This window comes from Limobrevibacterium gyesilva, from assembly GCF_025989185.1.
GTDB classification, from domain to species: domain Bacteria; phylum Pseudomonadota; class Alphaproteobacteria; order Acetobacterales; family Acetobacteraceae; genus Limobrevibacterium; species Limobrevibacterium gyesilva.
Genome location: NZ_JAPDNT010000005.1, coordinates 62416 through 82727 on the forward strand (window position 1 = coordinate 62416; position 20312 = coordinate 82727).

General features: G+C 66.4%; 13 protein-coding genes. 7 read left to right on the plus strand and 6 right to left on the minus strand.

Annotation, left to right across the window (positions count from 1 at the left end; all coding sequences use genetic code 11):
• The first annotated feature begins 491 nt into the window (after window positions 1-491).
• On the plus strand, window positions 492-3236 hold the full coding sequence (locus tag OL599_RS09355; RefSeq protein ID WP_264713442.1) for a beta strand repeat-containing protein: 2745 nt from the start codon (window positions 492-494) through the stop codon (window positions 3234-3236).
• A 32-nt stretch (window positions 3237-3268) separates the two neighbouring features.
• Entirely contained in the window at window positions 3269-4495 is a 1227-nt protein-coding gene (locus tag OL599_RS09360; RefSeq protein WP_264713443.1) for a hypothetical protein, read from the plus strand.
• Window positions 4496-4561: 66 nt separating this feature from the next.
• Here the strand turns inward: OL599_RS09360 and OL599_RS09365 are convergent, their stop codons facing one another.
• The 6 genes from OL599_RS09365 to OL599_RS09390 all read right to left on the minus strand — a co-directional run bounded on the left by OL599_RS09365 (window position 4562) and on the right by OL599_RS09390 (window position 11641).
• Complete coding sequence (locus OL599_RS09365; protein ID WP_264713444.1) at window positions 4562-5743, minus strand: response regulator transcription factor; 1182 nt, start codon at window positions 5741-5743, stop codon at window positions 4562-4564.
• A gap of 272 nt (window positions 5744-6015) precedes the next feature.
• On the minus strand, window positions 6016-7839 hold the full coding sequence (glmS, locus tag OL599_RS09370; RefSeq protein ID WP_264713445.1) for a glutamine--fructose-6-phosphate transaminase (isomerizing): 1824 nt from the start codon (window positions 7837-7839) through the stop codon (window positions 6016-6018).
• A gap of 88 nt (window positions 7840-7927) precedes the next feature.
• A complete protein-coding gene (locus tag OL599_RS09375) occupies window positions 7928-8935 on the minus strand; it encodes an SDR family NAD(P)-dependent oxidoreductase (RefSeq protein WP_264713446.1) in 1008 nt (335 codons plus the stop codon).
• Between the two features lie 53 nt (window positions 8936-8988).
• Entirely contained in the window at window positions 8989-9723 is a 735-nt protein-coding gene (locus OL599_RS09380) for a sugar transferase (RefSeq protein WP_264713447.1), read from the minus strand.
• A 5-nt stretch (window positions 9724-9728) separates the two neighbouring features.
• Window positions 9729-10853: a DegT/DnrJ/EryC1/StrS family aminotransferase gene (locus OL599_RS09385; RefSeq protein WP_264713448.1), complete on the minus strand. Its 1125-nt coding sequence runs from the start codon at window positions 10851-10853 to the stop codon at window positions 9729-9731.
• A 47-nt stretch (window positions 10854-10900) separates the two neighbouring features.
• Window positions 10901-11641: a nucleotidyltransferase family protein gene (locus tag OL599_RS09390; RefSeq protein WP_264713449.1), complete on the minus strand. Its 741-nt coding sequence runs from the start codon at window positions 11639-11641 to the stop codon at window positions 10901-10903.
• Window positions 11642-12244: 603 nt separating this feature from the next.
• On the opposite strand from OL599_RS09390, the gene OL599_RS09395 reads away from it, so the two are divergent.
• The 5 genes from OL599_RS09395 to OL599_RS09415 all read left to right on the plus strand — a co-directional run bounded on the left by OL599_RS09395 (window position 12245) and on the right by OL599_RS09415 (window position 20301).
• Window positions 12245-13549, plus strand: coding sequence for a glycosyltransferase family 4 protein (locus OL599_RS09395; RefSeq protein ID WP_264713450.1), 1305 nt, complete (start codon window positions 12245-12247; stop codon window positions 13547-13549).
• Between the two features lie 56 nt (window positions 13550-13605).
• Entirely contained in the window at window positions 13606-15636 is a 2031-nt protein-coding gene (gene asnB, locus OL599_RS09400) for an asparagine synthase (glutamine-hydrolyzing) (RefSeq protein ID WP_264713451.1), read from the plus strand.
• A gap of 114 nt (window positions 15637-15750) precedes the next feature.
• Window positions 15751-17928, plus strand: a complete 2178-nt coding sequence (locus OL599_RS09405) for a GumC family protein (protein WP_264713452.1) — start codon at window positions 15751-15753, stop codon at window positions 17926-17928.
• Between the two features lie 65 nt (window positions 17929-17993).
• Complete coding sequence (locus tag OL599_RS09410) at window positions 17994-19505, plus strand: hypothetical protein (RefSeq protein ID WP_264713453.1); 1512 nt, start codon at window positions 17994-17996, stop codon at window positions 19503-19505.
• A gap of 22 nt (window positions 19506-19527) precedes the next feature.
• Window positions 19528-20301: an AAA family ATPase gene (locus OL599_RS09415; RefSeq protein ID WP_264713454.1), complete on the plus strand. Its 774-nt coding sequence runs from the start codon at window positions 19528-19530 to the stop codon at window positions 20299-20301.
• The last annotated feature ends 11 nt before the right edge of the window (window positions 20302-20312 follow it).

Sequence of the window (20312 nt, forward strand, 5' to 3'; positions counted from 1 at the left end):
CGCCTGCCGATGGCTGTCTGGAACAGACGGGCGCCACGCCCCCCGTTTTGCAACACCGGCGCTGCAACGCCGATCTGGATGCGCACGACCTTTGCAACGCACGTCGTCCGTCCTCCAACGCGGCTCGAAGCGCATGCACCGAATTTGCCGCCGAGTTCTGCCCGGTTCCGGGCAGGTGCGAGCGCTTTTGCGCGTATCAGAGTCCGTGTGTTGCCGGGCGTCATATTGCGGACTTGAAGCAATATTCGCCGTTCGCCGTCCCACTGCCTGTCGTCCAGGTTCGTGCTCGTATCGCGACCACGGCGAGTACTAGACCCAAGTGCCAACTTGACCCGTGACGCAATATGCAACGAAGTCACCTCACCATGGCGGCAGCGGAACTGCCGCCGGATTGCGGTGACGACAGCGCGCATGAGGTGTTGTCGTGGAATGTCATTGTGCGGCCGGCAATACCGGCTGCGCCAGCCCGCCCATATCGTGGGGATGCACAAATGGCCAGGACGATCAGCAGCACCATTATCGGCCCGGTTGTTCTCCGTGCCACGGACAATCCCCTCACGATCACCAGCACCGGCTCCGTGATCTCGTTTGGCACCGGAATCGACGGCATCGATGGTCCAGCGCTCACGACGTGGTCCATTGCCAATGACGGCAAGGTCACCTCGTCGGGCGGCATCGGCATATCACTTGCCAGCAGCGGCACGATCAACAATGGGCCGACGCGCGGGATTGCCGCTGCCATCTCCGGGAGCACATTCGGCATCTCGATCGCAGGCGCCAATGGGACCGTCACGAATGCCGGCAAGATATCCGGGCAAACCGGGGTTCTTCTGCAGTCGGGCGGCCGCGTCACCAATGCGTCCGGCGCGTCGATCACATCCAGCAAGTTCGGCGTCCAGATCCAACACGGCGTCGGGGCGGTCGTAAACGCCGGCACCATCGTCGCCACGCCGCCCAACTCCGGCGTGCTCACCTACGGCGTCGCACTCACGGGCGGCGGCACCGTGACCAACACCGGCACGATCCAGGGCAGCGAGGATGGCGTCATTCTACAGGGCGGCAGCGGGACGGTCGTGAATTCCGGTGGTATCACCGGAACGGTCGACGACGGCGTTGCCCTGCTGAACGGCGGCAGCGTCACCAACAATGCGACAGGCAAGATCTCCGGTCAGGGTACGCTCGGCGGCGGCGTCTTCATCACCGGCAGTACCGGTACGGTCGTGAACAGCGGCAGCATCACGGGCGCCAACCATATCGGCGTCCTGCTCTCGGCCGGCGGCAGCATCTCGAACGCCGCGTCGGCGTCGATTGCCGGCTACTCCTCTGGCATCTTCGTGAATGCCGGCGCCGCGACGGTGACGAATTCCGGCAGCATCAGCTCGTCGGGCGCGAACGGTACCGGCGTCTATCTCGAGGGCGGCGGCCTCATCACGAACAATACGGGCGGGAACATCTCCGGCCACAAGTTCGGCGTGTTCACGGAATTCGCTCTCGGCACGATCGTGAACTCCGCCAGCATATCGGGCGGGACGTATGACGGCATCGTCATGGGGCTCGGGGGCAGCATCACCAATAACGTGGGCGGCTCCATCCTGGGCGGCAGCAGCGGCGTCTACGTGAAGTACCGGGCGGCGGGGACCGTCACCAATACCGGGAGCATCCGAGGCAACGCCGGCGCCGGTGTTGATCTGGGGGATGGCGGCGGAGTCACCAACAATGCGACCGGCACCATCTCCGGCAGCCAGTTCGGCGTGTTCGTTACCGGCGCCGCTGCTGCGGTGGCGAACGCCGGCAGCATCTCGGGCGACACGTATCACGGTGTCGTTCTCGGCGCCGGCGGCAGCGTGTCGAATGCGGCGGGCGGGTCCATTTCCGGCAGCCGGGAGGGCATCTACGTCAGATCCGGCAGTTCAGGGTCCATTACCAATGCCGGCCGGATCACGGGGCAATACGCCATCTATTTCGGGTCTGGCGGCAGCGTCACGAACGTGGCGGGAGGGACCATTTCGGGCACCGGCATGGGCGTCGATTTCGGGCACGCCGCGGGAACGGTGGCCAACTCCGGAACCATCACCGGCATCGGCTCGACGGGCGTCCGCCTTGGGTCCGGCGGCAGCATTACCAACGCGGTGGCCGCGTCGATCTCGGGAAACGGTGCCGGCGCCAGCGTTTATGGAGGCGCCGGCAGCCTGACGAACAATGGCGGACTCTCCGGGCAGACAGGGGTCTTCATGACCGGCGGGCCCGGGACGGTCACGAACAGCGGCAGCATCGCCGGCACCGCCAGTTTCGGCGCCCTGCTCTCGGCTGGGGGCAGTGTTTCGAATGCCGTGGGCGCGTCGATTTCAGGGGTGAGTGCGGGCGTCTTCGTCAACGGCGGAGCCGCGACCGTCGCCAACTACGGCCGCATCAGCGCAACCTCCGGCGCGGCGCTCGATATCGAAGGCGGCGGCAGTGTGGCGAACGCTGCGGGTGCATCGATCAGCGGCAGCGCGTTCGGCATCTTCCTCGGCGGCGGAGCGGGGACGGTCACGAATGCAGGCACGATCTCCGGGTCAAGCTACGCCGTGAAGTTCTCCGGAAGTGCGGCCGATCTTCTGGTCGTGAATCCCGGCGCGGTGTTTGTCGGCGCGGTCGGCGGCGGCAGCGGCGCCAACACCCTGGAGCTCGCGCAGGGGCCGACAACCGGCACCATCACCGGCCTGGGCAGCAGCTTCCTCGGCTTCGGCACCGTCAAGGTGGATACCGGCGCAAGCTGGACACTGAGCGGCAGCAACACCGCCGGAACCATGACGAACAACGGCACCCTTGCCATCGCCAACGGCGGCGGCCTCGATGTCTCCACCACTGTCGATCCCGCCAGCACCGGGGTGTTCCAGCTGGCCAACACCGCAACGCTCGAGGTTGCCGCCGATGCGGGATCGGGCAACCAGATGCAGTTCCTCGGACCGTCCGAATTGATCGTTGACAGCGCCGCCCTGTTCGGAACCAATGTAGGTCTGTCGACATACACTGGCCCGCTGCTCGAGAATTTCGGGATCGGTGACCAGATCGACCTCAGGGACGTTGTCCCGACGGGAGTGACCCTCAATTACGCGGCCGCCACCGGACTGTTGCAGATAGCAAGCGGGGGCACCGGCGTCGCGACGCTGCTGTTCCAGAACTCCACCCTTGGCAGCGGCAGCTTCCAGGTCGCGGATGACGGATCGGGGCACGCCCTGATCAAGCTCGGCTGACGAGGTGGCGAACGGGCAGAGGCGGGTTGCAAGTGTTGATCGTTGTGCGGGCTCTCTACGTCACGGCCGTGCTGGCGGTAAGCGTCAGCACGGCGCTGGCCTATGACCATCTGGCGACGGCACAGCCGGTTCCGACACCGGAGATGCCGCGGCCAGGTTATCTGCAGTCCGTGACCGACCCGGCCTTCGGGACACCGTTCACGCGCGTGACCGATCCCGGGGGGCAGGTGCTGCCGACCGCGTCCTGCAGCCCGGACTATTGCACGCACCGCTATGCCACGTCGCAGGCATGGAACGCGGATCAGAGTCTGTTGCTGATCGTCAATGGATGCCAGGAGGCGTGCTCGCTGTTTCTGGACGGGCGCAATTTCGCGCCGGTCTTCCAGCGCATCGTTCCCAATGAGTGCGAATGGCACCCCACCGACGCGGCGCTGATGATCTGTGCCGACCGCAACGAGATCTATACCTGGGCGCCGCGGACCGACACCAAGAACGTCGTCTACGCGCCCAACGGCTACAGAGGCTTTCAGTTCGGGCCGTACAAGGGTAATCCCTCGAAGGACGGCAAACGGCTCGTGGTCCGCGCCACGAATGCCGAAGGGACGATGGTGGCATTCGCGTACGACATCCACGCACGGATGAAGTACCCGGATATCGACCTCACCAAGCTGACGGGCACCAACAGCTACTGCAGCATCTCGCCCTCCGGCGAATACATATTCTGCTTCCAGGAAATGCCGGACGAGACCAACGAATCATACATCTTCACCGTCCGTGGGGCGCAGATCCAGCACTGGACCGGCAATCACCGGCCGGGGCACGGCGACATGACGATCGATCCCGATGGCAGCGACGTCTATGTGGGCATCAGCAAGGCCGACCCGGACAAGTATCACGTCATCAAACGGCGGCTGCGTGACGGCAAGGTCACGGATCTCGCACCCTATGGGGAAGGTCAGCATGCCTCGATCCGCAGCATCAACCGGCCAGGCTGGGTTTTCCTGACCTATACCGGCACATATGCCGAGATCACCGAACACCCGGACTGGGCGCCGTTCTACCAGGAGGTCGTGGCGCTGCGCATAGACGGCAGCGGCGAGATCCGGCGGATCGTGCAGACCCGCGCCGCCAAGCACGACTACTGGAGCGAGGCCCATGCCTCCCCATCACCCGACGGCTCCCAGGTGATCTGGTCGAGCAACTGGGGCCAGGCGGGCGACCCGGTCGCGGACTACGTGGCGGAGCTGCGTTGGCCGTAGGCGGCGCCGTAGCGGTTCTCACCCGGTCTGTTGCTGGCTGAAGCAACGCGCTTGCGGGCGCCGCCTTCAGCTGCCGTTATTTCCGCGCTGCGGCCGCGCCACAACACGAGCGGGCAATGCGATGACCGCTTCATGGGCAGGCATGGATGGCACACCCGCCTGGACGAGGCCGGTGGCGACAACGACCTCGGTTCGGTTCCGCACGCGGAGCTTGCGAATGATATTGTGCACATGCGCCTTCACCGTGCTCAGCGACATCCCGAGCCGGAAGGCAATGAGCTTGTTCGGGGTCCCCTGGCGCAGCAGGTCCAGCACCGCTTTCTCGCGTGGCGTCAGCTTTGCGGGGATCGCGGAGTCTGGCACGGCTTGCAGCCCCTCAAGCAGCATCTGCGCCTGTGGCCGGTCGTGGCCACGAAGACGCGGAAAATATCCGCCGCCGGCGACGACAAGGCGGAGCGCCGCGGCCGCGACCTCGACATTGTTGGACGTCGGGATATAGCCCTGCAGGCCCAGCTGGACGACCATATCCTCGGCGCCGCGTGCTTCGTCGGCATCGACGATCACGACGATCGGCAGTTCCGGGCAGTTGGCGCGCAGCCAGGCGATCTGGGCTTCCAGCCATTCATCGGACTGCACCGGCTTGTCCACGCCGAGGATCACTGCTGCGGCCCGCTTGAGCGCCTCGACCTGGAACGACGTCACGGCGTCGGATCCGGCAGTCACCTCGAACTCCTGGCAGAAGCGGTTCAACCAGCAGGTCAGGCATCCGCGCACGAATTCCCGCCGCTCCACGACGAGCAACCGATTCGGCTTGGCTGTCGACTCGCCGGGGGGGCTCGGCGTTTCGCGAGGCGCTCGGTCCGCAACCAGGATGGGGCTCGCCTGCAGACTGCCGGGAGCCGGCTGGCGGTGACCATAGGTGGCCATCATCTGGATCAGCCGGAGCGGACGGTCGCGGCGCGACCCTGCGTCGACGACCGGCGCATCGAAGCCAGCCCATCGCCAGGTCCAACGCTGCGTGGCGAGTCTCCCGCGCGAGGGAACGGCGCCCGCCAATTGTTCCAGCGGCGCCGTGGCTGCGGCATCCCCGCGAATAGCTACGCGCGTCGCGAGGCCGGCGGCCTGCCCAGGGGCATCGCGACAGGGCACGGTTCGCGCCGGGCCGACAGCCAGCTCGCCATCTTTGACGTTCGCATCCGTTTCTGCGTCTCCGCCATGGAGTCCAGGACGAATCAATACGTTGCGCATCGGAGCTGCCCAGATGACTTAGATTCGCTCTACAACTTGTAGCGTGTCGGTTGCGTGAACCCGGAGGTCGCCGCAGTACCGGTAATGATATCGGACCCGTCACCAATTTGTCACAAAACGAGCCGAAAGATATCGAAACAGCACATAATATGATTGTAAGTTGCACTCCAGCAGACAATCTGAATAGATCGTAAGTCCTCGCGATATTGTGCATCGGGTTCCGGGCGCGACCGCGGGGCCGCATCGGGTCACCTCGGTGGGGCCAGCGTGCCTTATTCGACCGTCACGGATTTGGCCAGATTCCTGGGCTGGTCGACATCGGTGCCCTTCAGCACCGCGACAAGATAGGCAAGCAACTGCATTGGCACCGCGTAGAGGATGGGCGCCACGAACGGATCGACGTCGGGCAGCACCACCGTTTCCGTCGCGATGCCCTTGAGCTTCGCCGCGCCCGCTGCATCACTGAACACGATCACCTGGCCGCCGCGCGCGGCGGCTTCCTGCAGGTTGGACGCGGTCTTCTCGAACAGCGGGCCGGAGGGCGCGACGGCGATCACCGGCACGGTGGGGTCGATCAGCGCGATCGGGCCATGCTTCATCTCGCCGGCCGCGTAGCCCTCGGCGTGGATGTAGCTGATCTCCTTCAGTTTCAGCGCGCCTTCCAGCGCGATCGGGAAGCAGTTGCCGCGGCCGAGATAGAGCACATCGCGGGCCTGCACGAGGCGCGCGGCGATCGCCTGCAACGCCTCGTCCTTTTCCAGCACATCGGCGGCCCGCCCGGGCACCTCCAGCAGCGCGCCGGTCAGCGCCGCCTCTTCGGCCGCACCGATCGTGCCGCGCGCCCGCGCGGCGGCGAGCGCCAGGCACGCCAATACGACGAGCTGCGCCGTGAACGCCTTGGTGCTGGCGACACCGATCTCGGGGCCGGCCATCGTCTCCAGCACCGCCTCGGACTCGCGCGCCATGCTGCTTTCGGGAACATTGACGATCGACAGCACATGCTGCCCTTGCTCGCGCATGTAGCGCAACGCCGCCAGCGTGTCCGCGGTCTCGCCGGACTGGCTGACCAGCAGGCCGAGGCCACCATCCGGAAGCGGTGGCGTGCGATAGCGGAATTCGCTGGCGACATCGCCGTCGGTCGGGATGCGCGCAATCGCCTCGAACCACCAGCGGCCGGTGAGCCCGGCGTAGAAGGCTGAGCCGCAGGCGCTGATGGTGATACGAGGAATGCGCGCGAAGTCGAAAGGCAGCTCCGGCAGCGCGATCCCCCGGGTCGAGGGATCCACCATCCGGCGCAGCGTATCCCCGATGACCACGGGGTGCTCGTGCAGTTCCTTCTCCATGAAGTGGCGGAAATTGCCCTTGCCGATGGCCGCGCCGGTGAGCTTCGTGAGCTTCACGTCACGCGCGACGTGGTTCCCCTTTGCATCGAGGAAACGCGCGCTGCTGCGATTGATGACCGTCCAGTCCCCGTCGCGCATATAGGCGATACGGCGGGTGAACGGGGCGAGTGCCAGTGCATCGGAGCCGACGAACATCTCGTCCTCCCCGAAGCCCACCGCGAGGGGGGCGCCATGCTGGGCGCCGACGATCAGGTCCGCGTGCCCGGCAAAGACCATCGCCAATGCGTAGGCGCCTTCAAGCCTGCGGAAGGCCGCGCTCGCCGCGTCGACCGGGTCCATGCCGTGCCTGAGATTCAGGTCGATGAGCTGAGCCACCGTCTCCGTGTCGGTTTCGGTGGAGAACTCCTGGCCCGCCGCCTCCAGTTCCGCGCGCAGCTCGGCGTGGTTCTCAATGATGCCGTTATGGACCACGGAGACACGCGCGGTGCCGTGCGGATGCGCGTTGCCCTCGGTCGGCGCGCCGTGCGTGGCCCAGCGCGTGTGGCCGATGCCGGTGGTGCCGGACAGCGGCATGCGTTCCAGCACGGCCGAGAGGTTGCCAAGCTTGCCCTCCGCGCGCCGGCGCTCGATACGGCCGTTCACCAATGTCGCGATGCCGGCGCTGTCGTAGCCGCGGTACTCCAGCCGTCCCAGTGCCTCAAGCAGCCGCGGCGCCGCGGGCCGCGTCCCGATCACACCGATGATCCCGCACATTCCTACGCCTCGTTCCCAGCCGTCATATCAGTGCCATGGGTCGCGGTCGCCAAGCCCCTCCCGCCCGGCAGCATGCGGCGCGGCCGCCTCAGGTCATGAAAGTGGCTTCTCGTCGCACCCGGCCATTGCCAAGCCGGGTTCGCCACCACGCAATCGTGCGGGTCAGGCCATCCCGAAATCCGACACGGGGACGCCATCCGACATCCCCGGTGAGGCGGCTGCTGTCGGCCTGCAATGCAAGAACTTCGGAGCTGTCCGGGCGCAGCCGCTCCGCTTCCTGTCGGACAGGCTTGGTGCAACCCGTGATCTCCGCAACCAGCTCGATCATGTCCGCAACAGCGAATGCCTTGCCGGTGCCCGCATTGTACGGGCGCCCGAACTCGACTCCGGAGCCGATGCCAAGGGCCATGAATGCCCGGACAGTATCATCGACGAATGTGAAGTCGCGAACGGTGTCGGTCGCCCCCACCTTGAGCGCGGGGCATTCCGGGTCAAGCATCTGGCGGATGACCGTGGGGATGATCGCACGCTCGCTCTGGCGCGGGCCGAAGGTGTTGAAGGGCCGCAGGATGGCCACCTGGAGGCCGAAAGAGCGGGCGAACGATTCGGCGAGCATGTCGGCGCCGATCTTCGAGGCGGAATACGGCGACTGCCCCTGCAGCGGGTGGCTTTCCGTGATCGGCAGCGTGATGGCGGTGCCGTAGACTTCACTGGTGGACGTATGGACGACGCGCGTGACGCCACACTCCCGCGCGGCCTCCAGGATATTGAGCGTCCCCAGCACGTTGGTTTCCACGTAGGATTGGGCGGCAACGTACGAATGCGGGATCGCGATCAGCGCCGCGAGATGGAAGACCACGTCATGTCCCGGCATGAGGCGGCGAATGAACGCTGCATCGCGAACGTCACCGCGCACGCGCGTAAGGGTCGGATGGACGTCGGCAGGGATGTCGTCCAGCCAGCCATGGGCGTCGAAGGAGTTGTAGAGGCATAATGCCGTGACAGTGGCGCCGCGGTCCGAAAGCGCCTCGGCCAGATGCGAGCCGATGAAGCCATCGGCGCCGGTTACCAGAACTCTCACTCCCCCGTATCCCAAGACCGTCTCCTCTTATAGGGGCCGCGTGTCGCGCATCGTCCAGGGCAATGGCGTCAGCGCACCGTCTCGCGGCGGTTCTCCTGGACCCACCGCTCCACGCTTTCGGCAATGTTCGCGCCCGGGCCCGACAGCGGCGAGCCGCCGAATACGGCAAACGTCCCGCGAAATATCCAGCCGATGTCGCGCCACATGGTTCGTGAAGGATAATATGCCAGGTCGATGCGGGCCTTGGTCGGGAACAGCACATCGCGGTAATACTGCTCCGGGTCGTCAGCGCCTCCGTACAGCGACCCCTCGTTGCGAAACAGCGTCTGACTCGGGCCGAAGATGCCCGGCTTGTAATCCAGCACCCGGCGGCATGAATCATCGAAGCAATCCGCGAAATTGGGCGTCTCCGGGCGCGGCCCGACAACCGCCATGTCGCCCTTGAGGACGTTCCAGAGTTGTGGCAGCTCATCGAGCTTGGCACGCTCCAGAACACGGCCGACGCGCGTCAAACGGGAGTCATTTTCCACGGTGACGGCCTGGCCGTTTGTTCCGCAGCTGCCGTGGAACTTGCGGAATTTATACAGGCGGAACGGGCGACCGCCGCGACCAAGGCGCGTTTGCGAAAAGAAGAGCGGCCATCCGCTATCCGCGCAAATGGCCACCGCGATGAGGATCATGAGCGGCACGAGGAGGACTAGCGCACCGGTCGCTACCACCAGGTCGAACATGGGCAGGGCCTCGGTGCCCATCTCGTACGCGTCCAGCCGCGCAATGTCGGTGATCCGGCCGTCGCTTGCCATCGCCCCTATCCCGCGAGTTCTGTGGTCACGGCATTCGCCAGGACCTGCGTCACCAGATCCACGTGCTGTGCCTCCATCTTGGGATGCAACGGCAGCGTCAGCTGACGTGCCGCGAAATCCTCGGTCAGCGGCAAGGAGACGACGGGCGTGTTGTTCCGATACCACGACAGGCAGTGGATAGGCGGATAGTGGATCGTGGTCTGGATGCCGTCGCTGCGCAGGATGCCGATGACCCGTTGGCGATCAATCGCGCTGGGCAGGACGATCGGCATGATATGGTGCGACGTGGTCCGCTCCTCGGGGAACGGCAGCAGCACATCGGGGCAGCGTTCTTCGAGAAGGTCCCGGTACAAGTGCGCCAGCATCCGTCGCTTCTTGTTCCACTGGTCAAGCTTCCCAAGCTGAACGAGCCCGATCGCGGCGCTCAGCTCGTCCATTCTGTAGTTGTAGCCAAGCATGGTCACGTCGTAGGAAACCGCCTGTCCGCGCAGGCGCTGCACGGTGCTGCTCGTCAGGCCATGGGCGCGCAATTGTCGGATCCGATCCAGCAGCCCGTCATCTCCGGCGACAATCATCCCGCCTTCGGCCGTGGTCATGTTCTTGTTGCCGAAGAAGCTGAAGACAGCGACGTCGCCGAAGATGCTCGCCCGCGCGGTGCCGACCGCGTGTGCGGAATCCTCGATCAGGAACAGCCCGCGGGAGTCCGCAAAGTCGCGCCAGGCGTCCCGGTCCACCAGATAGCCGCCATAGTGCATGACGATGACGGCCTTGGTCCTCGCGGTGCACTTGGCAGCGGCGTCGGCGCATGACATCAGCGGCACGTCCAGGGATTCGATATCGACGAACACCGGCCTCGCGCCGCAATAGACGACGCAGTTCGCCGTCGCCACGAAAGACAGGGAAGGGACCAGCACCTCGTCTCCCGGGCCGATGCCCAGCGCCGCCATCACCAGATGCAGGCCCGAGGTGCAGGAGTTCACGGCGACCGCGTCGGCCATCCGGTGCATGTCGGCGAACGCCCGCTCGAACGCCTGGACGCGACTTCCCATTGTGATCCAGTTGCTGTCGATGACGTCGACAAGGGCTTGCTTCTCATCAGCGCCCAGGCTGGGCTCGGAAACGAGCAACACGGCACACCTCCCCGTATATCGGCCTTCGTGGCCCCGTAATCTCTCCGTCAGGCGACCTCTGGCGTCTCGAACGTGGAGGATGCCGTCTCGAACGCCGGCGCCTCATCGTCCCACCCAAGCTCCTGTGCCCGCTGGAAGTCCTCGACCCGGCCAATGTCGAGCCAGAAGCCGCTATGCAGGAACGTGGAAACGGGAAGCTCCATCTCCAGCATCTGGAACATCAGGTCATCGAAGCCGAAAGGAACGCCCGTCGGGATGTGGTCGAGCATCTCGGGTTCCATGCAATAGATGCCCATGCTGACCAGGTGACTGAGATTCGGCTTCTCCCTGAAGCGGACCACCTTGTTATTCTTCTGTTCGATCACCCCGAAATCCATCCGAATATTCTTCTGGACGGTGGCAATCGTCAGCGCGGCGCCATGCTGGCGGTGCGAGGCGGTGAAGGCGTTCAGGTTCAGATCGGTGAGGACGTCGCCGTTGAGCACCAGGAACGTGCCATCCAGCTTCTCGCGCAGCAGGCTGAGGGGGCCGATCGTGCCGAGAGGTTCACGCTCTTCCGTATATTCGATCCGAAGGTCCCATTGCCGCCCATCGCCGCAGAAGCTGCGGATCAGATGCCCGAGATAGCCCGTCGTGATGTAGACCTGCCGCACGCCGTTCCGCCGCAGCCATTTGAGCAGGAGCTCGAGCACCGGTTTCGACCCGACCGGCATCAATGGCTTGGGGAGCACCGTCGTGTAGGGCCGCAGACGCGTTCCCTTGCCACCGGATTGAATCACGACCTTCATTTCGTTCTCCCGAGCACGCCACGTGCACTTCCCAGAGGCGACGTAAGGCGCAGTCTGGCGACCGGAAGGGATGGGGGCCGAGCGCCAGGAATTTGACCTTGTTCGCGCAGGGCAACAGGGTCAAACCCGCATTGCGATCAATGACCGAAGGTGCCGGAAGGTTATGATTGTGAATCCGTCGTAATGCGCTCCGCTCGTTTCCCTCGGCACTGAACCGGCTCGTTTTGACGAGTACGTGAGCCGTGACCCTGCAGCGGTCAGCGCGGCGGTTGGCGCGCCGCCGATGGCGCATCTGTGCCCTTCCCGTTGCGGCTGGGCAGGCCGGATTTCGGCCGACGGCGGCGATGCGATGGCTCAAACTAGATCCAATGATCGTTGCAGCCCCATCCTTTTGGCTGAGTGGTCAAGCCAAGGCGGGTGGACTGTTATTGCCCCGCTGAGTGGTCGCGCCTGGGCGCATCATGCAGTCCATGTCGGGGCTGCGGACCTTGTTCGACTGTCACCGGATGTGTTCGAGGCAGAAGAATTCACGATGAGCAGGATTGTTCCGCGCAATCTCGAGGAGCCGGCCGGGCGGCAGAACCGGCCGGCAGGACGACGATCGTGAGCAGGCTTGCCGTCCTGCCAGGACCCGTAGCCAACGCGCGCATACGGGCGCCGACGGCCATGCACATACTCTGCGTTGGCGGCGAAGACCACTATCTGCGCATACCCTTCCTGCTCGCCCTCCAGGCCCGCGGCTTGCGTGTCACCGCCGCCGGCACGGGCGAGCCGGCGCCGTTCGCCCGCGCCGGGCTCGCCTACCACCGGTTCCATTTCGATCGCTTTCTGAATCCTTTGGCGGACCGCTCGGGGATCGCGGCACTCAAGCGGCTTCTTGCCAGCACGCGTCCCGATCTGGTGCAGAGCTTCGACACCAAGCCGAACATCCTGGTTCCGCTGGCGGCACGTGGGGTCCGCGACCTGCTGGTGGTGCGGACAATCAACGGCATGGGCTGGGTCTATTCGTCGCGCTCGCCGCTCGCCCTGTTGCTGCGCCCGGTGCAGCGTGTGCTGCATCGCCTGGCGGCCCGGTCGACGGCCGCGACCGTGTTCCAGAACCGGGAAGACCAGGCGTTCTTCGCGCGCCACCAAATGGCTGGTGCGGGCCACAGCCTGCTCATCCCCGGCTCCGGCGTCGACATCGCCAGGGTCGAGCGGGATCTGGCCGCCGGGCCTTCGCCGGCAGAACTGCGCAAGACGCTCGGTCTCGGCACGGCCGAGGTCGTCGTCACGGTGACGCGCCTCACCCGGCAGAAGGGCATTCCCACCCTGCTCGAAGCCGCCGCCCAGGTGCACAAGGCGCGGCCCGGTGTGCGCTTCCTGCTGGTGGGGCCGCGCGAGAGTGAGGGAACCCTGGCGGTGGCGCAGGCCGAGATCGATCGTCATGCGCCGTACGTCGCAGCACTCGGGCAGCGATCGGACGTGCCGGCGTTGCTTCGCCTGGCCGATGTGTTCGCGTTCCCCACGGAGTACCGCGAAGGCGTGCCGCGCGCGCTTCTCGAAGCCGGACTGGCCGGGCTGCCGATCGTGGCGACGGACATGCCCGGCTGCAACGACGTCATTCGCGACGGCTGGAACGGCTTTCTTGTCCCGCCGCGGGCGCCGCACCTGCTCGCGCGGAGAATCCTCGACCTGCTGCACGACCGGCAGGCTGCGCGGGCCATGGGCGTTCGCGCCGCGACGCTGGTGCGGCAGGAGTTCGGGCTCGAACTCACAGTGACCCGGTATTGCCGCTTGTATTCGAAGCTCATGCACCCCCGATCCGTTGTGGAGCAGGTTCCGGCGTCCGGAATCGAGACGGGGGCAGCCGCGGCGCCCCCTGATCTGCGCGACGCTGCCGACTGCGCGCCGGCCGGTGGGCCGTGAAGGATCCGCGATGACACGCGACATGGCGCCTGCGGCGCGAACAGGGAGTTGATGGCATGTGTGGCATTGTCGGCATCCTGCTCGCTCCGCAAGCAGCCGACCCGCGACGGCTCGCGGTCGTGGAGGCGATGGCGGACATGCTGCGGCACCGCGGGCCCGACGGCGGCGGTCTCTGGGCCGATAGCGACGCCGGCGTGGCGCTTGGCCATCGCCGGCTTGCCATCGTCGATCTGTCGGAGGCGGGCCGCCAGCCGATGCGGTCGCATGACGCCAGCCTGGTGATCACCTACAACGGCGAGATCTACAATTTCCCGGAATTGCGGACCGAGCTGGAGTCGCTCGGGCATGAGTTCCACGGTCACAGCGACACCGAGGCGATGCTCGCGGCGTTCGAGAGTTTCGGCATCGAGGCGGCCCTCGGCCGGTTCGCCGGAATGTTCGCCCTTGGCCTGTGGGATCGCAAGCGCCGCGTTCTGCACCTCGTGCGCGACCGGATGGGCAAGAAGCCCCTGTATGTGGCCCTGGTCGAAGGAGCGCTCCTCTTCGCGTCGGAGCTGAAGGCGTTCCGGGCCGATCCGCGCTTCCGTCCGAGCGTGGACCCGGCCGCGCTGGCCGCGGTGCTGCGCCAGGGCTGGATCCCGGACCAGCACTGCATCTGGAGCGGCGTGTTCAAGCTGCCGCCCGGCACGATGCTGTCGGTCAGCCCTGACGACCTCGTCAACACGGACAGCCTGCGCCTGCGCGAGCGTGTTCGTCCCTGGTGGTCGCTCGCCGAGGTCGCCGAGGCCGGCCAGCGCAATCTCCTCGCTCTCGATATTGCGGAAATCGAAAGCGAGCTCGATTCGCTCCTGCGCACCGCCGTCCGCGAACGGATGCTGGCCGACGTGCCGCTGGGGGCCTTCCTGTCAGGCGGAATCGACAGCTCGACCGTCGTCGCGTTGATGCAGGCGCAATCGTCGCGGCCTGTCCGCACGTTCACGATCGGGTTCGATGAAGCCGGCTACGACGAGGCGGACGCCGCCGCGCGGGTGGCGCAACATCTCGGCACCGACCACACCGAGCTTCGTGTCACCCCCGCCGAGGCACGCGCCGTCATCCCTGACCTGCCGCGGATCTGGGACGAGCCGTTTGCCGACGAATCGCAGATTCCCACGCTGCTGGTGTCCCAGCTTGCCCGGCAGCACGTGACCGTGGCGCTCTCCGGCGACGGCGGCGACGAGGCGTTCGGCGGCTATGCCAGGCATTTCATGCCGGCCCGCTTCGCACCGGTTTTCGGCCTGCCGATGCCGGTTCGCCGGGCGGCTGCCTCGGCGCTGCACGTGCTGAGCCCGCAGGCAATGGAGGGGCTCATGCGGGCGCTGCCGCTGCCCAGCCATCTGCGCCGCACGCTGAGCAGCGGGAACCTGCAGAAGTTCACCCGCGTGCTCGATGCCGATGGCGAACAGGACCTCTACGACCGGCTGACGACGCTCAGCGCCGACTCGGTGTCGCTGGGCTCCATCCTGGCGGACGACGCCCCGGTTCCCCCGCTGCCGGACGCCATCAGCCGCATGATCTTCCGCGACATGACGGGCTATCTGCCGGGCGACATATTGGTGAAGCTGGACCGTGCGACCATGGCGGTGAGCCTCGAAGGCCGGTGCCCGCTCCTCGACCACCGGGTGATCGAGTTCGCCTGGCGCCTGCCCTCCAACCTCAAGGTACGCGGCGGAAAGGGCAAGTGGCTGCTGCGGCGGATCCTGCGCCGCTATGTCCCCGATGCCCTGTTCGAGAGGCCGAAGCAGGGCTTCAACGTGCCTGTTGGCGCATGGCTCTCCGGTCCGTTGCGCGACTGGGCGGCGGACCTGCTCGACGCATCGCGGCTCCGGCGCGAAGGCTTCATGGACGCCGCGCGTGTCCAGGACTGCTGGCAGGAGCACCTGACCGGGCGACGGGACCGTGGCAATGAGCTGTGGGCAATTTTGATGGTGCAGGCCTGGCTCGATGCCAACCACGTGTCGGGGATCGAGCCGCCCCCGCCGGAACTGGCAGAGGCCGGCATGCCATCGTCCGCCGCGCGCGCCGGCGACTGGAGGCGCTATGCCTAGGTCGCCATGTGCCATCGCCAGTCGGCACGCTGTCCTGCGCGCGCATCATCATCATGACCCAAAGGCCGGGCGTTTAGCCGCGGCGCGTGCCCGCGGCAGGAAAGGCGGCTGACAATGGGCTCCGACCTGCAGTTCCGCGATCTCGCCAACGTCTTGCGCCGGCGGCGCCGGCTGATCCTGGCGGTCACCCTCTGCGGAACGGCGCTGATCTGCGCCGTCGCGTTCCTGCTGCCGCCGCAATATACGGCGAAGGCCCAGATGGTCATCGAGCGGCAGGTCGTCGGCCTGGTCGGCGGCCAGGCGGCCATCGACATCACGCCGGCGGACGAATCGGCGATCCTCACGGAAGTGGCCGCTCTCACCTCCCACGACCATTTGCAGCGGGTGCTCGACAGTGTGCTGCGGGACCCCGAGTTCCAGGCGGCGGCCGCCCCGCCCGAGCCGAGAGCCGACGCAACGCCAGACGATCGGTGGCATCAGCTGACGGCCTGGATACCGCTGTCATGGCTGCCCGGCACCCACGAGTCCGGAAACATGACGCTTCGGGACCTGCAGCGGCGCCTGAAGGTTTTTCAGGAGATGGGCTCGCACGTCGTCGCCGTCAGCTTCACGTCGCCCAGCCCCGAGGCGGCGGCCATCGTCGCCACCCGGGCAATCCAGCTCTACGTGGACAGCCAGATGGAGAAGAAGCGCGCCTATACGGATCACGCATTGGCGTGGCTCGCCGCGCGCATGCCCGAACTCAAGGGGGATGTCGAACGGTTCGAGACGGCGGTGCAGGACTACCAGTCGTCACGCGGCCTGGCAGACACGCGCCGGACGGCTGTGATCGACCAGCGCCTGGGTGACCTCAACCGCCAACTCGCCGCCGCGGAAGCCGACCTCGCCGCGCGACAGGCGCAACTGGCAAGGGTCCGGGACGTCCAGCATGGCGGGGCGGGCAGGGATGCGTTGGCCGGGAGCCCTGACTCCCAGGTGCTCGTCGACCTGCAACGCCAGGAGACGGCGCTGCTGCAGACGCAGGCCGATCTCACCACCAGCTTCGGCGAAGGCCATCCGAAGATGCAGCAGATCCGCGCCCAGTTGCAGGCGGTGCGGCAGAAGATCGGCCAGCAACTCGAACGCACGGCCGCCAACCTCGCCAACGACGCGCAGATGGCCGCGGCCCGGGTCCAGTCGACGCAGCAGGCGCTGGCCAACGTGCAGGGCGCCAGCGCCGACATTCGCCTGCGTGAGCTCGAACGCGAGGCGACATCGAGCCGCAACCTCTACGACACCCTGTTGCAGCGCCGGGAGGAACTGCAGCAGCAGCGTGAGACGGTCTCTCCCGGTTTGCGCATCCTCTCGCTGGCCTCGCCGCCGGACCGCCCGAGTTCGCCCAATCCCATTCTCTTCATCCTCCCCGCACTGATCGTCTCGGCCATCATTGGCAGCCTGCTCGCGCTGGTCCTGGATCGGCTCGACGGCACGCTGCGCAGCGAGCGCGATGTCCACGATGCGCTGGGCATCCCCTGCATCGGCCTGGTGCCGCAGCTGCGCCGCAGCACACGAAGGCGGCCGCACCAGTACCTCCTGGACCGCCCCTACGCGCCTTACACCGAGGCGATCCGGTCGGTCGTGGCGGCGCTGCAGCTTTCCGCCCCCAGCAGCGCATCCAAGGTCATCCTCATCAGTTCCAGCGTGCCGCTGGAAGGTAAGACCACGCTGGCCGTCAGTTTCGCCGTCTACGCCTCGCAGCTCGGACGCAGCGTGGTTCTGGTCGATCTCGATTTCCGCCATCCTGCGGTGCTGCGGGAGATCGGCGGCACCGCCGAGAGCGGCGTCTTCGATCTGCTTCTCAATGACCGCCCGCCATCGCAGGTCATCCAGCGCCTCCCCGGTCTCGATCTCGACTACCTGGTCGTGCGGCGTGGCCCGATCGATCCGTTGACGCTGTTCGCCAGCGAACACATGTCGCGCCTGCTGCGCCAGTTGCGCGAGAAATACGATTGCGTGGTGATCGACAGCGCGCCGCTGCTCGCGATTACCGAGGCGCGCCTGCTGGCATCCATGGTGGACAAGGTTCTCTTCGTCGTGAAATGGGGCAAGACCCGCAGGGACGTGGCCCAGAATGCTCTGGCGCTGCTGCGCAGCACCGGCTGCCTCGACAAGGGGCGTTCCGATCTGGCGGGCGCCGTCATCATGCAAGTGAACCTGAAGAAGCACGCACGCTATCGTTATGGCGATAGCGGTGAATTCTTCATGCGGTACAAGAAATATTATTCCGAGACGCCGTTGTTGCGAGATTATTGAATCCCGCAGGCGCGGGGCAGGGCGAGCCGGAGACGCCCGGCGGACGAGAACCGGGGATGGCCAGAATGAGAGACGACGCGGTCGCAGAATCGGGCATCGACGGCCCTGTCGTCGACCTCCTCCTGGTGGTCCTCGGTGCATTTCATCGCGACAATATCTCCTATTGCTATTGGAAGAGCAGCAGGCGCATCCGCGAAGTGCTGGCCGGGGAGGCGGACCTCGACCTGCTGGTCGCGCGCGAGGAGCAGCACCGCGCCCGGCGCATCCTGCTCGAATGCCGCCTGAAGCAGTTTCCGTCCGTGCCCAGCCGGAATCATCCGGCCGTCGAGAGCTTTCTCGGCTATGACGAGTCCAGCGGCCTGATCGTCCATCTGCATCTGCATTTCCGCCTGGTCCTGGGCGCCAGGCTGTTCAAGAACCACCGGCTTGCCTGGGAGAAGACGCTGCTTGCGCGCGCCATCCCGCACCCTGCCTTTCCGATCCTGATGCTCGATCCCGCGCACGAGGCGCTGCTGCTGGTCGTGCGTGGCTGCATCGAACTGCGGCGGCGCGATCCCGTGACACTCCGGCACTGGCGGGCCACGAAAGCGAAGTTCGCGCTGGATCACGCACAGCTCGCCGCGAGGCTCGACCGTGCGACAGTCCTTGCCCGTGCCAGGGAACTGGTGGACGACAATCTGGCGGACAGGCTTGCCGACGCCGTCTGCAGCAACGAGGCGTTCGCGAACCGGGGCGGGCTTCGCCGGCGCGTCCACGCATACCTGGCGCCGCACCGCTCCTACAATGCCGCCGAGGGTGGCTTGCGGAGCGCGGCACGGGCCGTTCCATGGCTCTTCGGGGGCCTCAACAAGCGCTATCTGCACGCCCCGCGTCCATGGAGCCGGAAGGCGCCCGGTGGGGGGATCGTCGTGGCGGTGCTTGGCGTCGACGGCAGCGGGAAGACCACGGTCGTCGGAACCATGCGGGCATGGCTCGGTGCGGAGATCGACGTTCTGCCCATCTATTTCGGCACCGGCGGCGGCCGGCCGTCGTTCCTGCTCCTGCCGTTCAAGCTGATGGTCCCGTTGGTCACCCGCTTCATGCGGACGAAGCCGAAGGGATCGTCGCACGGCAAGGTTTCCGGCCGCCCTCCCGGCGCGCTCTACAGCGCGCTGATGATGCTCTGGGCCACGGTTCTGGCGGTCGAGAAGCGGATGAAGCTGCTGGCCGCCCGCCGCGGCGCCGATCGCGGCCTGGTCGTGGTGGCCGACCGATACCCGCAGAACCAGATCCTCGACTACAACGACGGCCCGTTGCTGCCGCGCCTGGCCCGCGTGCCGCAATGGCTGCGCGGGTTCGAGGCGCGGGCCTATGCGCTCGCCCGCCAGTTGCCGCCCGATCTTGTGATCAAGCTGGACGCGACGCCCGAGACCATCGCGCTGCGCGAGCCGGACATGGACGCCGAGATCATCCGCGCGCGCACCGCGGCGGTGATGCAACTCGGCTTTCCCGAAAGCCGCGTTGTGAATGTGGACGCCCAACAACCGTTGGCCGACGTGATCCGCGCGGTGAAGGCGGAAATCTGGCGGATGCTGTGAGTGGCAGCGGCGAGGCCGAACCATGATCATCGAGCTCTTCGGCGCCCCTGGGGTCGGCAAGACCACTTTCGCGATGGCACTGAACGCGCACCTGCAGGCACGCGGCCTCGCCGCGGAACTGATCCAAAGCTACCGGCCCGCCGAGGCCGCGCCGCCGAACGGCGCGCCGGCAGCAGATCCCGCGGCGCATCATGCCACGGCCGCGGTGCGCCGCTTGATCCGGCCGGCCTTCGAGATGCTTTCGACCGCAGGGCACCTGCTGTTCAACGCGCACGAGGCCGGGATCGCCGCGGATCTAATGCGCCTGCTGCCGCCGCGGGATTTCCTCTGGTCCGTCCGGCTGCGCCAATACCTGCTGCGTCTGCTGCATGCCTGGCACCGCGCGTCGCTGTCCGACCACATCGTCATTTTCGATCAGGGATTCGTCCAGGCCGTCTGCTCGCTGGTCCTGCTCGGCCGCGCGTCGGACCGGGCGACCGTCATGCGCGCCCTGGAGGCGATCCCGAGGTCGGATCTCCTGGTCTGTCTCGATGCCCCCATCGACATCCTGACCGAGCGGCTTGCGGAGCGGGAACGGCATCAAGGCAGGATGGAGCGGCTGTTCGAGCTCGACCTGAAGACGAATCTCGAATCCGTGGCCATCGTCGAAGACCTGTGCGCCGCGCTGCAGCTCCAGGGGCGCCATGTCGCCCGCGTCCAATGTGCGGACACGCGGTCTCTCGGCCCGGCCGTCGAGGCGATCGAGCAAGAAATCACGGCCATGTCCGACACCGAACAGGGGATGCAGGTCATATGAACGCCACCGAA

Bases quoted from the DNA above. Each gene is read 5' to 3' on its own strand.
- OL599_RS09410 (WP_264713453.1), top strand. From the start codon at position 17,994: ATGAGAGACGACGCGGTCGCAGAATCGGGCATCGACGGCCCTGTCGTC.
- OL599_RS09380 (WP_264713447.1), bottom strand. From the start codon at position 9,723: ATGGCAAGCGACGGCCGGATCACCGACATTGCGCGGCTGGACGCGTAC.
- OL599_RS09415 (WP_264713454.1), top strand. From the start codon at position 19,528: ATGATCATCGAGCTCTTCGGCGCCCCTGGGGTCGGCAAGACCACTTTC.
- OL599_RS09390 (WP_264713449.1), bottom strand. From the start codon at position 11,641: ATGAAGGTCGTGATTCAATCCGGTGGCAAGGGAACGCGTCTGCGGCCC.
- OL599_RS09405 (WP_264713452.1), top strand. From the start codon at position 15,751: ATGGGCTCCGACCTGCAGTTCCGCGATCTCGCCAACGTCTTGCGCCGG.
- OL599_RS09355 (WP_264713442.1), top strand. From the start codon at position 492: ATGGCCAGGACGATCAGCAGCACCATTATCGGCCCGGTTGTTCTCCGT.
- OL599_RS09365 (WP_264713444.1), bottom strand. From the start codon at position 5,743: ATGCGCAACGTATTGATTCGTCCTGGACTCCATGGCGGAGACGCAGAA.
- asnB (WP_264713451.1), top strand. From the start codon at position 13,606: ATGTGTGGCATTGTCGGCATCCTGCTCGCTCCGCAAGCAGCCGACCCG.
- glmS (WP_264713445.1), bottom strand. From the start codon at position 7,839: ATGTGCGGGATCATCGGTGTGATCGGGACGCGGCCCGCGGCGCCGCGG.